The 16795-nt window shown below is 39.5% G+C and carries 18 protein-coding genes and 1 riboswitch; of the genes, 10 read left to right on the forward strand and 8 right to left on the reverse strand.

Annotation, left to right across the window (positions count from 1 at the left end):
• The 4 genes from menD (at position 1) to BIV60_RS15740 (ending at position 4993) form a co-directional block, all read left to right on the forward strand.
• Positions 1-1755 carry a 2-succinyl-5-enolpyruvyl-6-hydroxy-3-cyclohexene-1-carboxylic-acid synthase gene (gene menD / locus BIV60_RS15725; protein ID WP_071356652.1) on the forward strand — a complete coding sequence of 585 codons (1755 nt, stop codon included), beginning with the start codon at positions 1-3 and terminating at the stop codon, positions 1753-1755.
• Positions 1746-2582 (forward strand): 2-succinyl-6-hydroxy-2,4-cyclohexadiene-1-carboxylate synthase, encoded by an 837-nt coding sequence (gene menH / locus BIV60_RS15730; RefSeq protein ID WP_071356653.1) that lies wholly within the window; start codon positions 1746-1748, stop codon positions 2580-2582. Before menD ends, menH begins: the two co-directional genes overlap by 10 nt.
• Positions 2572-3390, forward strand: coding sequence for a 1,4-dihydroxy-2-naphthoyl-CoA synthase (gene menB, locus BIV60_RS15735; protein WP_071356654.1), 819 nt, complete (start codon positions 2572-2574; stop codon positions 3388-3390). The genes menH and menB overlap by 11 nt, the downstream gene beginning before the upstream one ends.
• A gap of 133 nt (positions 3391-3523) precedes the next feature.
• Positions 3524-4993, forward strand: coding sequence for an o-succinylbenzoate--CoA ligase (locus BIV60_RS15740; RefSeq protein WP_071356655.1), 1470 nt, complete (start codon positions 3524-3526; stop codon positions 4991-4993).
• 187 nt (positions 4994-5180) lie between these two features.
• Here the strand turns inward: BIV60_RS15740 and BIV60_RS15745 are convergent, their stop codons facing one another.
• The gene (locus tag BIV60_RS15745; RefSeq protein WP_071356656.1) at positions 5181-5339 is read right to left on the reverse strand and encodes a DUF1540 domain-containing protein; all 159 of its coding nucleotides are present in this window, start codon (positions 5337-5339) and stop codon (positions 5181-5183) included.
• Positions 5340-5549: 210 nt separating this feature from the next.
• Between BIV60_RS15745 and BIV60_RS15750 the strand changes: the two genes are divergently transcribed.
• Complete coding sequence (locus BIV60_RS15750) at positions 5550-6122, forward strand: beta-class carbonic anhydrase (protein WP_083402277.1); 573 nt, start codon at positions 5550-5552, stop codon at positions 6120-6122.
• Here the strand turns inward: BIV60_RS15750 and yidD are convergent.
• On the reverse strand, positions 6119-6358 hold the full coding sequence (yidD, locus tag BIV60_RS15755; protein ID WP_071356657.1) for a membrane protein insertion efficiency factor YidD: 240 nt from the start codon (positions 6356-6358) through the stop codon (positions 6119-6121). The genes BIV60_RS15750 and yidD overlap by 4 nt on opposite strands.
• Positions 6359-6496: 138 nt before the next feature.
• On the opposite strand from yidD, the gene BIV60_RS15760 reads away from it, so the two are divergent.
• The gene (locus tag BIV60_RS15760; RefSeq protein WP_071356658.1) at positions 6497-6967 is read left to right on the forward strand and encodes an S-ribosylhomocysteine lyase; all 471 of its coding nucleotides are present in this window, start codon (positions 6497-6499) and stop codon (positions 6965-6967) included.
• Between the two features lie 37 nt (positions 6968-7004).
• On the opposite strand, the gene ytzI is transcribed toward BIV60_RS15760, so the two are convergent.
• The 6 genes from ytzI to BIV60_RS15785 all read right to left on the reverse strand — a co-directional run bounded on the left by ytzI (position 7005) and on the right by BIV60_RS15785 (position 12974).
• The gene (ytzI, locus tag BIV60_RS28530; RefSeq protein ID WP_083402278.1) at positions 7005-7172 is read right to left on the reverse strand and encodes a YtzI protein; all 168 of its coding nucleotides are present in this window, start codon (positions 7170-7172) and stop codon (positions 7005-7007) included.
• A gap of 102 nt (positions 7173-7274) precedes the next feature.
• The gene (locus tag BIV60_RS15765) at positions 7275-7532 is read right to left on the reverse strand and encodes a DUF6154 family protein (RefSeq protein ID WP_071356659.1); all 258 of its coding nucleotides are present in this window, start codon (positions 7530-7532) and stop codon (positions 7275-7277) included.
• Between the two features lie 219 nt (positions 7533-7751).
• Positions 7752-8237 carry a carbonic anhydrase gene (locus tag BIV60_RS15770; RefSeq protein ID WP_083402279.1) on the reverse strand — a complete coding sequence of 162 codons (486 nt, stop codon included), beginning with the start codon at positions 8235-8237 and terminating at the stop codon, positions 7752-7754.
• 24 nt (positions 8238-8261) lie between these two features.
• A complete protein-coding gene (locus tag BIV60_RS15775; protein ID WP_071356660.1) occupies positions 8262-8627 on the reverse strand; it encodes a Na-translocating system protein MpsC family protein in 366 nt (121 codons plus the stop codon).
• Positions 8628-8823: 196 nt separating this feature from the next.
• Complete coding sequence (locus BIV60_RS15780) at positions 8824-11442, reverse strand: DUF2309 domain-containing protein (protein ID WP_071356661.1); 2619 nt, start codon at positions 11440-11442, stop codon at positions 8824-8826.
• Positions 11439-12974 carry an NADH dehydrogenase subunit 5 gene (locus BIV60_RS15785; RefSeq protein ID WP_071356662.1) on the reverse strand — a complete coding sequence of 512 codons (1536 nt, stop codon included), beginning with the start codon at positions 12972-12974 and terminating at the stop codon, positions 11439-11441. Before BIV60_RS15785 ends, BIV60_RS15780 begins: the two co-directional genes overlap by 4 nt.
• Before the next feature lie 594 nt (positions 12975-13568).
• Between BIV60_RS15785 and BIV60_RS15790 the strand changes: the two genes are divergently transcribed.
• The 4 genes from BIV60_RS15790 (at position 13569) to BIV60_RS15805 (ending at position 16674) form a co-directional block, all read left to right on the forward strand.
• Entirely contained in the window at positions 13569-13892 is a 324-nt protein-coding gene (locus BIV60_RS15790) for a hydrolase (RefSeq protein ID WP_071356663.1), read from the forward strand.
• A 62-nt stretch (positions 13893-13954) separates the two neighbouring features.
• A complete protein-coding gene (gene ytkD / locus BIV60_RS15795) occupies positions 13955-14461 on the forward strand; it encodes an RNA deprotection pyrophosphohydrolase (protein ID WP_371261547.1) in 507 nt (168 codons plus the stop codon).
• A gap of 318 nt (positions 14462-14779) precedes the next feature.
• Positions 14780-14881, forward strand: a riboswitch (glycine riboswitch).
• A 12-nt stretch (positions 14882-14893) separates the two neighbouring features.
• Positions 14894-15112, forward strand: a complete 219-nt coding sequence (locus BIV60_RS29765) for a hypothetical protein (protein ID WP_071356664.1) — start codon at positions 14894-14896, stop codon at positions 15110-15112.
• Positions 15113-15291: 179 nt separating this feature from the next.
• Positions 15292-16674, forward strand: a complete 1383-nt coding sequence (locus BIV60_RS15805; RefSeq protein ID WP_071356665.1) for an amino acid permease — start codon at positions 15292-15294, stop codon at positions 16672-16674.
• Positions 16675-16795: the final 121 nt, after the last annotated feature.

A 16795-nucleotide genomic window follows, 5' to 3' on the forward strand; every position in this document is an offset into this window, starting at 1 on the left:
ATGAGTCATCAAGAATCATTAACTGCTTATATTGCAGCATTTGTCTCGGAACTGGTTCTCTCCGGCATCACAGATGTGGTAGTCAGCCCGGGCTCCCGTTCGACACCAATGGCTATGGTAATAGCAGAACATCCGGATTTAAAACTACATATCCATGTGGACGAACGCTCGGCTGCCTTTTTTGCATTAGGGATTGCAAAGGCTTCCAACCGTCCTGTAGCAATTCTTTGTACATCAGGTACTGCTGCCGCTAATTATTATCCTGCGATTGTCGAAGCAAAGTACGCCAGGGTACCCTTACTTGTATTTACAGCAGACAGGCCGCATGAACTTCGGGACGTAGGGGCGCCGCAGGCGATTGAACAGCTTCATTTATATGGCCATCATGTGAAATGGTTTACAGAGATGCCTTTACCTGAAAAAAGTGATGAAATGATCCGCTATGCAAGGACAGTCTGTGCCCGTGCTGTATCCATTGCGGCAAAGGCACCAGCTGGTCCTGTTCATTTGAATTTTCCTTTTAGGGAGCCATTAATTCCTAAAATAGCTGATGATCTGTTTCAAACGACGGAACGCCCTGAAGGGTATGTAAAGGTTGTTAATGGGGACATTGTGATTACTGATGAACAGTTTAAGGAAATTGCCGCCCTTTTAAAAGGGAAAGAAAAAGGAATTATTGTTTGCGGTCATATTGCGGACAAGACATTTGGAGATCGTGTAACAAAATTGGCTGAGACCTTAAAGTTTCCAATCCTTGTTGACCCGTTATCACAGCTTAGAAGCGGGATTCACAGTCAAGAAAATATCATTGAAACCTATGATACGTTTTTACGCAATGACGATGCTAAAAACGCTTTAAAACCTGATATCGTGATTCGTTTTGGGGCTATGCCGGTTTCAAAAGCGCTAAACATCTTTTTAAAAGAAAATCACAGTGCATTGCAATTGGTTATCGATGGCGGGGGCGGCTGGCGTGATCCGGCAAGCTTAACGACCAACATGATTTATTGTCATGAAGCAACCTTTTGTGAAAAGTTGCAAGCAAATGTAGAAATACAATCAGCTTCATCTTTTTTAAGTAAGTGGAAAAGTGTCAATCAGTTAACAAAGGATCATATGACAATGATAAGGGATACGCCACAGTTAAGCGAAGCAAAATTATTCTGTCAGCTGGCAGACATGCTTCCTGAAGGCGCCACTTTATTTGTCGGAAACAGTATGCCCATTCGGGACTTGGATAGTTTTTTCCTTAATAATGATAAATCGATTACGGTTATGGCTAATAGAGGTGCAAACGGCATTGATGGTACAGTATCCACTGCCTTAGGTGCCGCTTTATATTCAAAGACACTTTACCTTGTGTTAGGAGATTTAACCTTTTTCCATGATTTAAATGGATTATTGGCGGCGAAGCTACATAATATCGATATTCAAATTCTTGTGATAAATAATAATGGGGGAGGAATATTCTCTTTTCTTCCACAATCAGAGCATCCCACTCATTTTGAGCTGCTGTTCGGCACCCCAATAGATATTGATTTTGAACACGCCGTAAAGATGTATCATGGTGAATTTACAAGAATTACGGATTGGGATCATTTATATTCAATGATGAAAGCAGATCCCCCCAAAGGTTTAAAAGTAATTGAAATGGTGACAAATAGAGAGAAAAATACAGAGGAACACCGCGAATTTTGGCGTTCTGTTTCCCGGGAAATATCAAATTTTGTCAAAGGTGACCATGAATGGATGTAATGGTTGAAAATCTTCAGTATCATGTTGAAATTTGTGGGACAGGATTCCCACTGCTGCTATTGCATGGGTTTACAGGTGATTCCTCAACATGGTCACCTTTTTGTTCTGTTTGGGGAGGGCACTCAAAATTAATCATTCCCGACATTATTGGACATGGTAAAACTGAGATTAGCCAAGACCTTAATCGCTATAAGATGGAGTCGGCTGCAAGGGACTTGAACCTTCTGCTCGATCGATTGGGTATTAATCAGGTTGACGTTCTTGGATATTCGATGGGAGGAAGACTTGCTTTAAGCTTTGCCATTCTTTATCCTGAAAAAGTAAGAAAATTGATATTGGAAAGTGCTTCACCTGGCTTGGAAACAGAAGAAGAACGGAAAAATCGCTGCATGAATGATTTAAAACTGGCAAACCGTATAAAGGAGCAAGGGATTGAATCATTTGTTGATTATTGGGAGAAGATTCCGTTGTTTTCAACCATGGAGCAAATCCCGGATAAAACAAAGAAGGTCATCAGACAACAGCGGTTAACGAATTCACCGGTCGGTCTTGAAAATAGCTTAATTGGAATGGGAACGGGCGCCCAGCCTTCTTGGTGGGGAAATCTGCAGCTGCTAAATTGTAATGTCCTCATCCTATCAGGTGAAAAGGATCTTAAGTTTTGTGGAATTGCGGAAAAGATGTATCAAAAGCTAAAAATGGCTTCATGGGTTGTTGTTGAAAATAGAGGACATGCAATTCATGTGGAAGATGCAGAAAAGTTTGGTACAATAGTAAGTGACTTTTTGTCGAATAATACAAAAGGAGGAGTAATGTATGACAGTTGAATGGGTTGCAGGTCGCAAGTATGATGAGATTCTTTATGAAACTTATAATGGTATTGCTAAAATATCCATTAACCGTCCGCAAGTACATAATGCTTTTACACCAAAGACCGTAATGGAATTAATTGATGCTTTTGCCTATGCGCGCGATGATTCAGATGTTGGTGTTATTATCTTAACAGGCGCAGGAGATAAAGCATTTTGTTCCGGTGGAGATCAAAAGGTCCGCGGACATGGCGGATATGTTGGGGAGGACCAAATCCCGCGTTTAAATGTACTTGATCTTCAACGTTTAATCCGTGTCATTCCAAAACCGGTCATCGCCATGGTTAAAGGATATGCCATTGGCGGAGGACATGTCTTACATGTTGTCTGTGACTTAACAATTGCAGCAGACAATGCTGTTTTTGGTCAAACAGGTCCAAAGGTTGGAAGTTTTGATGCCGGATATGGTTCAGGATATCTTGCCAGAATTATTGGTCATAAAAAAGCACGCGAAATTTGGTATTTATGCCGTCAATATAATGCTCAAGAGGCACTTGATATGGGCCTTGTCAACACGGTTGTTCCACTTGCGCAAGTAGAAGAAGAAACCATTAAATGGTGTGAAGAAATGCTTGAAAAAAGCCCAACAGCTCTTCGCTTCATCAAAGCGGCCATGAACGCTGATACAGATGGTTTAGCGGGACTACAGCAATTTGCCGGGGATGCAACATTACTATACTATACAACGGATGAGGCAAAAGAAGGCCGCGATGCCTTTAAAGAAAAGCGTAAGCCTAATTTCGGCCAATTCCCGCGTTTTCCTTGATTGTAAAAAACAATCTTCACCGCAGCTTGATGGTCTCCATCAAGCTGTTTTACTAGTCGCTGGGCGCTGGAGCTGGACAGTTGTCTAGGAATAATGAAGTTAAAAGGTGATTCATGGAAAGTTGGTGACGATAATGCAAAATGCCTTAATGCCAAATCTTTTAACGAAAAGAGCATTCTTAACGCCCGATCGGGTAGCGGTTTATTTTGATGACAAGCAACTAACCTTTAAAGAACTTTACAATCAATCACTTAGTACCGCAGGTAAATTACAAGGCCGAGGGATTCAAAAGGGACAATATGTTGGGGTTTTATTAAAAAACAATCTTGATACAGTTGTGATATTATTTGCCCTTCAGCTTCTTGGAGTTAGAGCAGTTATTCTCAATAACCGTTTAACCTCTTCCGAATTAGTTTGGCAATTAAAAGACTCTCAGGCAGCCTCTTTAATTACTGAAGGAAGTTTTGCCGATAAAGAACTTGAAATTAGAGATATGCTTCCAACCCTTCCTACTCATTTAAAAGAACAATTGGACAGCCTTCCAACTGAAATTCCCGATATACTAGAGGAAATCAATCTTGAAGATGTTTGTACCATTATGTACACATCAGGGACAACAGGTAATCCAAAAGGAGTAATGCAAACATATGGAAATCACTGGTGGAGTTCGGTTGGATCAGCACTTAACCTAGGATTTATCGATACGGATTGCTGGCTTTGTTCGGTCCCTCTATTTCATATCAGTGGGTATTCGATCCTCATGCGGAGTGTCATATATGGAATGCCAGTTGTTCTACATGAGAGTTTTGACGTTGAAAAAACCATTCAGGATTTTCAAAGCAAGCGAGTAACGATTATGTCTGTTGTGGGAAATATGTTAACCAGGATTATTGAATTTCTTGGGGAAGAACCGCTGCCGGAATATTTCCGCTGCTTTCTTCTTGGAGGAGGTCCCGCTCCATTGCCATTACTTGAAGCCTGCGTTGCAAAAAATATTCCTGTTTTCCAAACCTATGGAATGACGGAAACCTCTTCGCAGATCGTTACCCTGTCACCCGAATACAGTATTTCAAAATTAGGTTCAGCAGGGAAGCCCTTATTCCCATCAGAAGTTCAAATAAAGCATGAAGATGGTCAAAAAGCCAAAGAAGGAGAAGCCGGAGAAATTTTTGTCAAAGGTCCCAATGTTACTTCAGGTTATTTAAACCGTCCCGGAGCTATGTTGGAGAAGGTGCATGATGGATGGTTTTCTACCGGGGATATTGGCTATTTGGACGAGGAAGGCTTTTTATATGTTTTAGACCGCCGTTCTGATTTAATCATCTCTGGTGGGGAAAATGTTTACCCCGCTGAAATTGAAGCTGTTCTTTTATCTCATCCTGATGTTATGGATGCTGGTGTAACGAGCCGGGAGGATGAAAGATGGGGGCAGGTACCCATTGCCTTTATTGTCCAAAGAGATGAACGCGGCACGGCCGAAGAACTTAAGCAATTTTGTTTAAAACGTTTAGCGAAGTATAGAGTGCCGAAGGATTTTTATTTTGTTGAAGAACTCCCAAGGAACGCTTCTAATAAGCTTTTAAGAAGAATGCTTGGAAAATAACGAAAAAGAACTGGGCATGCCCGGTTCTTTTACAAGATAATAAAGTATTACATTCTTCGAGAATTGTCCAGCTTCAGCGCCTAGCCCCTCGAGTCGCTTCAGCCCTGCCGATGAAGTCAAAAAACGACTTCACCGTCAGGGCTTTCAACGCTTGTCGGTGCTGACCAGGGCGCTTCCGATTTTCTCTTTACATGCCTTCAGGTTCAAAGGTTTGACAATCTGTTTCTTGGATATTGTCTGCGGTTTTTCCTTTATGACTTACTACATAAATTTGTTCAGCGCTGCATTTATTTCCTTTTGCCCAATAGGTACAGTTATTGACTTCACATAAAACATCTTTTGCCAAAAGTATCACTCCCATTTGATTTCGTAATACAGATATAGCTTTTGATGTTATGTTTTGAATCATCCATGGGAGTATTAGGAATCTTATTTAAAGAATGCGGTTTTTAACGTTGCTAAATTTTTCTTCTTTTTTCAGGCAAAAATTTTACCGCTGGTAGTAGAATTTATAATAAGATAAAAACAGGGAAAACGATACGAAAGGTAGATGGGTATGGCAGAGCATAAAATGTTAAATGAAATTTTGGATTATAATAAGCAATTTGTGGAAAATAAGGAATATGAAAAATATGAAACAACCAAATATCCTAAGAAGAAAATGGTAATTCTTACTTGTATGGACACTCGATTGTTGGAGTTGCTGCCAAAGGCATTGAATCTAAATAATGGAGATGTTAAACTGGTCAAAAATGCAGGAGCAATTGTTTCCCATCCTTTTGGAAGTATTATGCGCAGTATTTTGATTGCAGTCTATCAATTACAGGCAGAGGAAGTAATGGTTATCGCTCATCATGATTGCGGCATGAGCGGATTAAAAGCCGATTCGGTAATTGAAAGCATGAAAAAGCGGGGGATTTCGGAAGAAAGACTTGAAACGTTAAAATATGCCGGGGTTGACTTTGAAGAATGGCTTCATGGCTTTGACTATGTGGAAGAAAGTGTTGTTCACAGTGTGAATACGATAAAACATCATCCGTTAATGCCTGAAAGTGTGCCAGTCCATGGTCTTGTGATTGATCCGAAGACAGGAAAGCTTGATTTGATTGTCGATGGATATGACGATTAATTTCCATTATTCCTTTTCTTTTTTTCCGGAACAGGATCAAAGCCGCCTGGGTGAAAGGGATGACATTTTAAGATACGTTTGATTGTCAGCAATCCCCCCTTTATCGCTCCAAAACGTTGAATGGCCTCTAAGCCATAATGGGAGCATGTTGGATAAAACCGACACGTTGGCGGTTTTAAAGGGGAAATCCCCACTTGGTAAAAACGAATCAGCCCAATAAACGCTTTTTTTAACATATAGTTCACCTCCTAATCATCATGTACAACATACCATATTTTTAAAATAACGTCTAAATAGTTAATTTAAACTAAGTAGATGAAAAAACTCGGAATTTATAGTATGATAGGAAACAGATATGTAAAGGAGTGATGGAAATGCCTTCAGTTGAAAGCTTTGATTTAGACCATAATGCTGTTAAAGCTCCGTATGTCAGACACTGTGGTGTCCAAAAGGTGGGCAGCGACGGTGTTGTAAATAAATTTGATATCCGATTTTGCCAGCCAAATAAAGTGGCAATGAAACCAGATGCGATTCATTCTCTGGAGCACTTGCTGGCACATAATATTCGTGAGGCAGCTGAAAAGTATGATTTCAGTATTATTGATATCTCGCCAATGGGATGCCAAACTGGATATTACTTGGTTGTCAATGGTGAACCAACAGTTGAAGAAATTATTGACCTTATTGAAGATACAATGAAAATTTGCCTTGAAGCAACAGAAGTTCCTGCTGCAACAGAAAGACAATGTGGTCAGGCTAAACTTCATAATTTAGAAGCCGCTAAAGAGTTAATGCGTGAATGGCTAAAAAATAACAAAGAAGAATTAAAGCAGGTTTTTGCATAACATAAAAAAATTCCTATTCACTTGAATAGGAATTTTTTTATGGTTTTTTTTGCTCTGCGTTTTCCTTGTTTTCTTTCTCTATATAAGGATTATCATCTAATGAATCGACTGTATGTTTATAAGAATAGGCTTTTGATGTGGTAAGGACAGCAAGCAGCAAAACGACAATTACAATTACAATACATACTACGAAAACCGTGTACATCATAATCCCCCTTTCATCCCTATTGTAGCATTGCAGCAACCTTTCTGAGTATAAAAAAAGGAAATTGCCTTAAAGCAATTTCTCTTATTGTAATATGTAAATTTAATGGATATTACGAGGGGAAAAAGTATGTGTTCGGTGCTGGCCATATTCTTCTTGAGCAAATTTTCCCTTTAAACTCTCGATTAGATATAATCCCATTAAATCGTAAAGCTCCTGTTTATCCATATCCTGGATTAAAGCAAGCAAATCTTCATGGGACATTTCTTCAAGAAATGCAAACGCAAGCATATCGATATCTTCTTCATCACCAGTTAATTTATTCCGGTACATTTCATATAGTTCATCAACTAATTTCAATCCGTTCACCTCCAATGAGAAAAAATTTTACTTATTCACTATTTTACCCCTTTTTACCATTTAAAAATCTTTTTGCTTAATTTTATGATAATTAAACAGCATTCATTTGTAAAACCAAAAATAAAAAAAGAAAAAATTTTTCTTGGTGGAAAGTAATCATTTGGTTAATTGGAGAAAAGGGTAGTTGTTTACTACCCTTTTATTGGAAGTGATTGGTTTTTAAAAAAAAGCAAGTTCTGTCTTATCAATGAATAGTTCTCTAACTTTTACATGGTCAGGAATCAGCGGATGGTTTCTAATGACGTTGACACAGGTTTGTACATGGTTTTTTAATGTACCGCTGCCCTCAAGCCATTCCTTTATATTCCTTTCTGGAAACTCAGGCTTGCAATGTTTAAAAAGATAATCAAATGTTTGAATTTTGTCCTGTAATTTTTTATCTTCGGATATCTTTTTAAAGATTGCCTCAATATTTTTTTTGTTTTCTTCTTCAGTAGCCGTCACAAAGATTTCTTCAACATTTTCTTTGTAAACAGCAAGAATGATGTCTCTCATTGTATCACTGAAAGGAGAAGTAATGGGTAAATAACTTTGCAAAACTAAGGTGTTTTCAGGATTCATTTGGGAATTCTCTTTCATGATTCGTTCCATTTGATGGTCCTTTGCAATCACAAAAAGCAACTTTTTCTTTTTATCCATAGCCATTTCTTTCACCTCTAATTCCTTTTATTAAGATAATTTGGTCTCTAAATTACTCGAAAGTTTAAAAACCATGACCCGTTCTCCGGTGCGTGTACTGATATCGGTGTAAAAACTAACAACTTCCTCACCTGTTATCGTGAAAATAATCTCCTTTAATTCTTCTATACCCGTTTCAACTAAACTGTTTCGGGTCTTTTTAACTGATAATAGCCCCTCTTTATCCTGACATAGCGAATATTCTGCGGGGGATAATATACCATGTAATAGTACGATAATCATATCTCGTAAGATATCTGATTTAACGGATACAGAGCCGCGTCCAAGATAATTTTTCTCCCAATGAGTTAAAGCTTTACTTATTTCGGCTTCAAAAGCTCCTTTTGACTTATCCATAATGATTTCTTTTCCTTCTCTCTAAAAAAATTACATGTATAGACGAACGAATATTTGGATGTTTTTTCTAAAAATAAAGAAAGTAAAAATTTTCGTCTTTGAGAATTGTCCAGCGCAAGCATCCTAGCCTTTCGATTGTCTTATGCTATGCCTGAGGCTAACCAAGGCGCTTATGCTTTTCTGAATGGGAGAATGGCTAGGACCAACTTTCCCAATTTCCTTCCGGATCAATAGACGCTAGTCGTAACCATCCATTTTGAACTTTTTGACGGAAATCCTGATTTTGGTTGAGTATCCTTTTCACATAGTCCCTTGGTGATTGGATGACTACCAACAGCCTTAATGGAGCGTGATATACCTCCTTATCGGATTGCATCACAGACTGCCAAGGAAGTCCAAATAATAGGTCGCTGGCATTCCCTTGCATGACTCCAATACCGGCTGTTACCGTTTGGGTAGCTTTATTACCGCTGCCATAATAGTGGGGAGCAACAGTAGATGCATAATACTGTAAGTTAATCCATTGGGATACTGTTCCCGGGCCACTAATAATTGCGGCAAGCAAATCACTATTTTTATCATCATGCCAATTATAATTATGCAGAAACACTCTTCCATTCAGATCGCAATCCCGGGTAAGGTTTCGTTCACCTATAATAAAGGCGGCATTACGTGCCAATCCCCATTCTGGACGTACTTCACTCCAATCTTCTGCAAATCGCTCAGCTTCTGCCTTCGGATCTTTATAATTAAAGTTGATATTTGGTAATTGTGGTATACGTTCAGCATTTGCTTTTTGACTAACTTTTACTAGTATCGTTTCGATTTGATCAAAAGCTTCCCTAGCTGTTTCGGTAAGGTCGGGAACATAAAGCCATTTAAGTTCATCAACGGTCGTGATATGTTCGGCCGCCGCAAAAACAGTTTCTTCCGGTATCAAAATTCCTTCCAACGCGAGAGATTGGCGAACCTTTGGAAGATTGCACAAGGCTGCGAGGACCCGGGCATTGAATCCGCTTGATGTACCGCCACATGCCCCACAATCTAACGAGGAGGAATATGGATTATTTGTGCTGTGGCTGCCATGACCGCAAATGACCACTAATGGAGCGAAATGCTTCGTAAGCCCCATCATTTTCAACGCTTGGCGTACATAGTATACTTTTTCGGTATCACTAAATCCAACAGGCAGCGCACAATCCAAAGTATGTTCATGGTCTAATGAGAGCTTAGTCGAAGGTTTGCGCAGCCATGTTTTTTTGATTTTGTGAAAAGCAGATCCTGCTCTTCGTGGAATAAAGCTCCTTGCCAATGTTTGCAGACCGAGCCAGGGACCACTGATTTCCGGCAGAATCAGGCTGGAAGGCAAGTTATGTTTCATTGTCTTAAAAGTGGTGCTAAGTGATTTGGCAGCATGATCCCGTTGTTGATATTGCTCAAACTCCAACTCAGATGAAGTTTCTTTTACTTTCATTTGCGGTTTGAACATAACGGGTAAAGAATCATGGCTGTGTTGACTGCCAAGCTTAGTTGTTTCAATGGGCAATCCGAAAAAACCAGCTGCTCCAAATGTTTCAAAAGGACCCTCTTGTTCAAGTTTCCGGCGAAAAGGTTCTGAACGAACATCAATGCAAAAAACAACTTGAGCCATTACGGGATTTTCTTTTTTTCCTGAAGCCAGTTGTTTTGATGTGATCATCTTCATTATTTGATCTTCGTATGTTTTTTCCCATGCTTCTAACCATAGGCGCTGACGGACAGCCTGATCAAAACGATAGGCAAGTGTCAAATGTGCTTTTAGTTCCGTTGCAGACAACTGGGATAATAAGCTAATGGGCATGTCACCCCATTGAACCCAAGCCGCGACCAACGGTTCTAAGAAGTCTTTATCTTCTATTTTTTGCTCGGGCAATGGGAGATAGGGTTTCATCAATGCAGATTCCATCGAAACCCGAACAGCTAAATATTCCTGAAGCAGGGAATCCTCCTGGGATGATTGCTGGGAGCGCCACAGCATCATGCCCGCCCAGCCTGGAAGGGCAAGTAAATGGGCTTCAAGATATTCCTGGACCTCTGAAAACGGGATTTCCAGTTCTAGCAATGCCTTCATTAAAGCATCTTCAGCTTTTTCAGGTCCGTCATTTAGCTGCTTACGTACGGTCGATTTTAAGGCTGGATCAAACTTAATCAGTCTCTGCCACGCCTGATAGAAACCATCTTCACGACTCGGCATGGACCAGACAGCTTGGGATTCATCCAGAAACAATTTGCACCATTTAATCATGTGACGATTGAGATCCTTCGCTATCGTATTATTACTCTGCTGCACCAGTCGCTGACTGAATGTTTTAACAGCTCGCTTTCCGTTAATTTGGTACCTTAAATGACTTGCTTTTTTTACTAATTTTTTTAATTCGGGCCCTTCCAAGGCTTTAGAAGGTGATGGTTCCATCGAAAGGGCAGTACGGCAGAAACGTTCCGCAACATCATGAGGAATGCCTAAAGTTTGTGAGTCCAGCCATTGTTGCAGCAAGATATCCAGAAATTCGTGACGAATTTCACCCCGATCACGTGCAGATTGCAGGATAGAATTATTAGGATATATATCTACATCCATTACATCTTTTAATCGACGTGCGACTTCTTCAAATGGCTGCTGTTCCAATCCCATCCAAGGATTTCGTGCCGCAAATGTGGTTATAGGCCCGAGGGGTGCTATAACCTCACTTGCTGCCTTTACTAAATCGTTAAGATTTTGGGAATATAATTCATTTTCCAAACTGTATGATTTAGCCAATGTTAATGTAGTACTCACCGTACATTCCCTCCTTGTGACAGTAATCGTGTAAGATACTTAGGATGACTTTCAAAGAAATTATTTTTCGGTTCACTTAAACGTAAGAGCCATAAATAAATGACAGTAAAGAAAGTGGATGAACGATACCGATTGAATAAAAGGCCAAGAGCACTGCCGGCAAGCAGGATAAACAGAAGAATAATGGTTGCCGGTGCTGGAGATTCTTTTCCAATCTGCACAGTTTTATCTAACATGTGATAAAAGGCGGTATGTACCAGGTTGAATACAATGCCCGCTCCTGCAAATAGAATCAATCCTGCTATACGCCCAAGACTGCCGTTTCCATTCGCCACAAGCTGTCTCCAGGCAAGTAACACTGACCATCCTAAAATAAGGGCGCTGATTAATTGATATCCGTCTTTAGGAGAAGTCAGCCAAAATCCACCTCCCATTAGAAGAGCCACAATGGCTCCAATGATAGTCCAAATCAAAGACGAAGGCTGGGGAGTCCGGATTGTGGATTTATGGTGATGAACGGCAGAACCTGCCTGCAAGAAAAGAGTAGCTTTGAATAGGCCGTGTAACATCGCATGAATGATCGCTGCCCAATAGGCGCCCAAAGCACATTGAATGAGCATAAAGCCCATCTGTGCTATCGTGGAACCTACCAGCTGTCGTTTATAGTCAACCTGAATAAGCATAATACCTGTTCCCATTAAAACTGAAAAACTAGATAATATAAGCAGCACAACCTGCGCAGCATCCCCGCTGAATATTGGCGCGAAACGAGTTAACAAAATTCCACCGGCATTTACGATACCTGCATGCATAACAGCAGAAATAGGCGTTGGCGAAATAGCTGAGTCCAATAGCCAGCGTTGGAAAGGCCATTGTGCCGCCGGAATAACAACAGCTGCAATTAACAGCAGGTTAATACAGGTTTTTTCCCATGAATCAAGTTCCTTCAGACTATTCGTTGATAGAACTTGCGACAATTCCCAATGACCAGTCTCATGTGTGATCCAAATGACGGCTGTTAAAAGAATTATCCAACTAAATGCAAACAAACGGCCGGACACTACGGAAGTATTCCTTGCTACCTGCCATTCCTTTTTTAAACCTATGAGGATGGTTAATCCGAGAAGCGTCACTCCCCAGAAAAGTAACAGCAAACGAAGGTCATTACTAAGCCAGGCAAGAGAATCGGCAATAGTAGTAATAGTTAGTAAGGCAAAATATTTCCTATAGGAATGTTCACCAAGTAAATAATGAACAGAATAACGCTGCACAATAAAACTAATGGTAAGTACAAATAGGGCAAGCAGCCATGATAAAGCATCTAAATGCCAAGGGCCGAAATTTACACTACCATTATGAAAAATAAGGGCTGTCAAAGCGGCAAGTAGTGGCAGTGTGAGAATCGCGGTATGAATACGAACAAAATTCAAGGGAACTTTAGGAATTAATAGGAATAAGCCGCTTAACAAAGAAACAGAAAGCAATATTAAAAAAATAGTTGGGAGTAAATTAGGGCTTTGGAAAACTAGCATTTGGCTGCCCTCCATGGCATTGAATCGATAGAAGCAGCCAAAATTCCGAGAATACAATTCTTAACCATTTGCATCATTTTCCTTTCTACATAGCATTTTTAAAACAAAAAAACCGACAATTTTTCAATTTAATGGTTTTGCAATCCAACCATTAAAGTCTGAAAATTGTCGGTTTACTTTTAACTAGCCCAATACAGGCTTTTTATTAGTCTACCTAATTTATATAGTTTCTCTTCCATCCCATAAGGAATAAGATTCCGAGTCAACTTATTCTGATACTAATTTATATTTTTCCTTTTTCATATAGCCAATAAAAGTGTATTAACCGAATGCTAAAGGAAAATTTAATATAATAATAGAATAAGCTTTATATGGTATCGATAATACTATTAATTCAACATTCTGTCAAGATGAAAAAGGTAATGCAAGTCAACTGTTTTTTAATTAGTAATTTTTGGTGAACATTTTAAAAACATAAATCAAAATTTAAAAAAGAATAAAATTTATCTCTTTGTGGAAAATGATAATTAGTGGGAAGAAAATCGGGCACCTCTGAAACGGTAGGGGCATAGCCTGAACAAAGGGGCTGAAAGCATGGATGATCAAAAGAAAACCTATTATATAGATGTTGGTACAGGACACATTACTCAAAGTGCCAGAAGCTCCACATGGAGCTATAAAATTCAAGCAAGCGATAAAGAAATTTCCGAGTTGCGTAAATTATTTGATCAAAACTATTCAACCGAATGGGATACATTTATTCGAGCCCATATTCCTTATGTTGAATATCACCTTGATCGTGAAAATGACCAGTATGACAGCATGATTCAACAAGTGTATGGGATGATTTATAAGCTTGGAGATGAAGAAACAAAGAATCATATTGAAAATATGAATATTTTACCTAAAGATGAATAACTAAAAGGAAATCCTTATCCGCAAAAAGATAAGGATTTTTTGTTTCTTGAGAATTGATTATAATGAAAGAATCAATGGATATAGGCGGTAATGAAATGATAGAGTTTATCGATCAAAATGGGAATAAAGTTGAGTTATCATTTTCCGAAAAAAGTTTTCCAGAGATCCCGAAACATGTTTTAGTGATTTGCCAATATGAGGATGGGTGGGTTTTAACTCATCATAAAAAGCGCGGCTTCGAATTTCCGGGAGGTAAAATGGAGACGGGAGAAACCTTAGAAGATGCGGCACGGCGAGAAGTTTTTGAAGAAACGGGAGCGGTCCTTGGAGAGCTAATAAAAATCGGGGAATACAGGGTAACAGACCCAAAAGGGAAGTTCGTAAAAGCCGTATTTCACGGGAACGTAGATTCAATTAGTAAAACAAATACATATTACGAAACAAATGGACCAGTTTTTATAAAAGGAGATCTTTTACAGAAGCGGTTTGAAGATGAATTCAGCTTCATCATGAAGGATCAAGTAGTAGAGGAATGTCTCAAACACATTGATAACGGTATAAAAAACTAGACTATGTTAAAAGCCATTGGTGATTTTTTAACTATGTTGAGTGGAGCGGAAGGCACGAAGACTCCTGCGGGAGTACGGGGCAGGGGAGACCGTAGCGACGAGGAGGCTCCCCGGACCGCCCTAAGGTGCGCGAAGTGCCTGGAGCGGAAATCAACAGGCAAATTTAGCTAAAAACTAAAAGAATAGCGGCACTATTAAAAATGGAAAAATTCAAAATTTTATTTATAATTTAATTGACAAAGAAACGAGTCTATGAGAATATTACTTTGTGAATCCGCTTTCAATTTTTCGATTATTCGACAATTTAATACTATACGGTTGAGTGTATTGGGAGAGAGTAACGAATGTTGCCGCCGAAGGAGCAAATTCCATAAAATCCTTGGAATAAATCTCTCAGGTAATAGGGACCAGTACATGACGTAGCTCTGGAGAGTGCATAGTACTTTAAATGCCACCAAAGGGGATCTGCTTTTTGGCAGGAAACTTTCAGGTAAAAGGACAGAGAAGGTAGAAACATTGCCTTCTTCTGTCCTTTTTTTGTTATGGGCTGTGTTAAAGGCCATTGTATATTTTTTAACCCTGTTGATTGGAGCGGAAGGCACGAAGACTCCTGCGGGAGTACGGGGCAGGGGAGACCCCGCAGGAGCGTAAGCGATGAGGAGGCTCCCCGGACCGCCCGCTGAAAGCGAAGTGCCAGGAGCGGAAATCAACAGACAAGTTTAACACAGCCTTGTTGTTAAAAAGGAGGTAAAGGGAAAATAGGTTGGATTTACTGAAATATTTTGAGAGTGCATTCACAGTTCAAAAAAATTAGGAAAAGAGGGGGATTTATGCAGGAACAGCAATTAGCGAGGGGTTTAAAGAACAGGCACGTTCAGTTGATCGCCATTGGCGGAGCAATCGGAACGGGGTTATTTCTTGGGGCAGGAAAATCTATTCATTTGGCAGGACCTTCGATTTTATTTGCTTATATGATTACGGGTATCATTTGCTTTTTAATTATGCGTGCACTTGGCGAACTACTCTTAACTAATTTGAACTATCATTCTTTTGTTGACTTTGTAAGAGACTATTTAGGGAATATGGCAGCATTTATCACCGGTTGGACCTATTGGTTTTGCTGGATTTCCATTGCAATGGCAGACTTAACAGCAGTTGGTCTCTATACGCAGTATTGGCTTCCTAATGTACCACAGTGGATGCCAGGATTAATTGCCCTTGTTATTTTACTAATTATGAACCTTACAACTGTTAAACTTTTTGGTGAAATGGAATTTTGGTTTGCATTAATCAAAGTAATCGCAATCCTAGCTCTGATTTTCGTCGGTCTTGTCATGATTATTAAAGGCTTCTCTACAAATTCGGGACCATCCAGTGTCACAAATTTATGGAGCCATGGCGGCATGTTCCCAAATGGAATAAATGGGTTTATCCTCTCCTTCCAGATGGTGGTGTTTGCGTTTACAGGGATTGAACTTGTCGGACTTACAGCCGGTGAAACAAAAGACCCGGAAAAGGTTATCCCAAAAGCGATCAATAATATTCCAATCCGTGTGTTTATTTTCTACCTTGGTGCACTGTTTGTCATTATGAGTATTTATCCTTGGAATGCCATAAATCCGGCGAAAAGTCCATTTGTTCAAGTCTTCGTAGCGGTTGGTATCGCAGCTGCTGCCGGTATCGTTAATTTTGTCGTCCTTACTTCTGCAGCTTCAGCATGTAACAGCGCTATTTTCAGCACTAGCCGGATGGTTTATTCACTTGCAAAAGATAAAAATGCACCTGTACCATTCGCGAAACTAACTTCTAGACAAATACCTTCTAATGCTTTGTTTTTTTCAACAGTTGTCATTCTCATTGCCGTTATTTTGAATTATGTGATGCCAGAAGGCGTATTTACACTGATTACAAGTATTTCTACTGTGTGTTTCATCTTTATTTGGGGAATTACAGTTATCAGCCATTTGAAATACCGAAAAGTAAGACCGGATTTGGCAAAAGTAAACAAATTTAGGTTGCCGTTTTATCCTGTATCCAATTACTTGATTCTTGCATTTCTTGCATTTGTTCTTGTCGTGCTTGCACTTGCGGAAGATACTCGTGTTGCCTTGTTCGTTACACCTGTTTGGTTTATTTTGCTAATTGCTATTTATAAGGTACGGAATATGAAGGAAAACCATCCTGATCATTTGAAAAAAGTTGCGGAAAATTAATCGCAATTTAAAAAAATCCTACTGTTAACCGCTTTCAAAAAAATTTAGAAAATACTTGACGAAGATTATGTTAGCGATTATTCTGATAATAACAAAAAAATAGAGCGGATGACGGTTGTGG

Origin of the sequence: Bacillus sp. MUM 116, from assembly GCF_001866655.1 — a bacterium.
GTDB lineage: Bacteria > Bacillota > Bacilli > Bacillales > Cytobacillaceae > Neobacillus.

What these genes read in the sequence shown, in the direction of transcription:
- BIV60_RS15785 (WP_071356662.1), bottom strand. Translation starts at nt 12,974, where the DNA reads ATGCTAGTTTTCCAAAGCCCTAATTTACTCCCAACTATTTTTTTAATA.
- BIV60_RS15790 (WP_071356663.1), top strand. Translation starts at nt 13,569, where the DNA reads ATGGATGATCAAAAGAAAACCTATTATATAGATGTTGGTACAGGACAC.
- ytzI (WP_083402278.1), bottom strand. Translation starts at nt 7,172, where the DNA reads ATGTACACGGTTTTCGTAGTATGTATTGTAATTGTAATTGTCGTTTTG.
- BIV60_RS15805 (WP_071356665.1), top strand. Translation starts at nt 15,292, where the DNA reads ATGCAGGAACAGCAATTAGCGAGGGGTTTAAAGAACAGGCACGTTCAG.
- ytkD (WP_371261547.1), top strand. Translation starts at nt 13,955, where the DNA reads ATGAAAGAATCAATGGATATAGGCGGTAATGAAATGATAGAGTTTATC.
- BIV60_RS15740 (WP_071356655.1), top strand. Translation starts at nt 3,524, where the DNA reads ATGCAAAATGCCTTAATGCCAAATCTTTTAACGAAAAGAGCATTCTTA.
- yidD (WP_071356657.1), bottom strand. Translation starts at nt 6,358, where the DNA reads ATGTTAAAAAAAGCGTTTATTGGGCTGATTCGTTTTTACCAAGTGGGG.
- BIV60_RS15770 (WP_083402279.1), bottom strand. Translation starts at nt 8,237, where the DNA reads ATGGCTATGGATAAAAAGAAAAAGTTGCTTTTTGTGATTGCAAAGGAC.
- BIV60_RS15760 (WP_071356658.1), top strand. Translation starts at nt 6,497, where the DNA reads ATGCCTTCAGTTGAAAGCTTTGATTTAGACCATAATGCTGTTAAAGCT.
- BIV60_RS15750 (WP_083402277.1), top strand. Translation starts at nt 5,550, where the DNA reads ATGGCAGAGCATAAAATGTTAAATGAAATTTTGGATTATAATAAGCAA.
- menD (WP_071356652.1), top strand. Translation starts at nt 1, where the DNA reads ATGAGTCATCAAGAATCATTAACTGCTTATATTGCAGCATTTGTCTCG.
- BIV60_RS15775 (WP_071356660.1), bottom strand. Translation starts at nt 8,627, where the DNA reads ATGGATAAGTCAAAAGGAGCTTTTGAAGCCGAAATAAGTAAAGCTTTA.
- menH (WP_071356653.1), top strand. Translation starts at nt 1,746, where the DNA reads ATGGATGTAATGGTTGAAAATCTTCAGTATCATGTTGAAATTTGTGGG.
- menB (WP_071356654.1), top strand. Translation starts at nt 2,572, where the DNA reads ATGACAGTTGAATGGGTTGCAGGTCGCAAGTATGATGAGATTCTTTAT.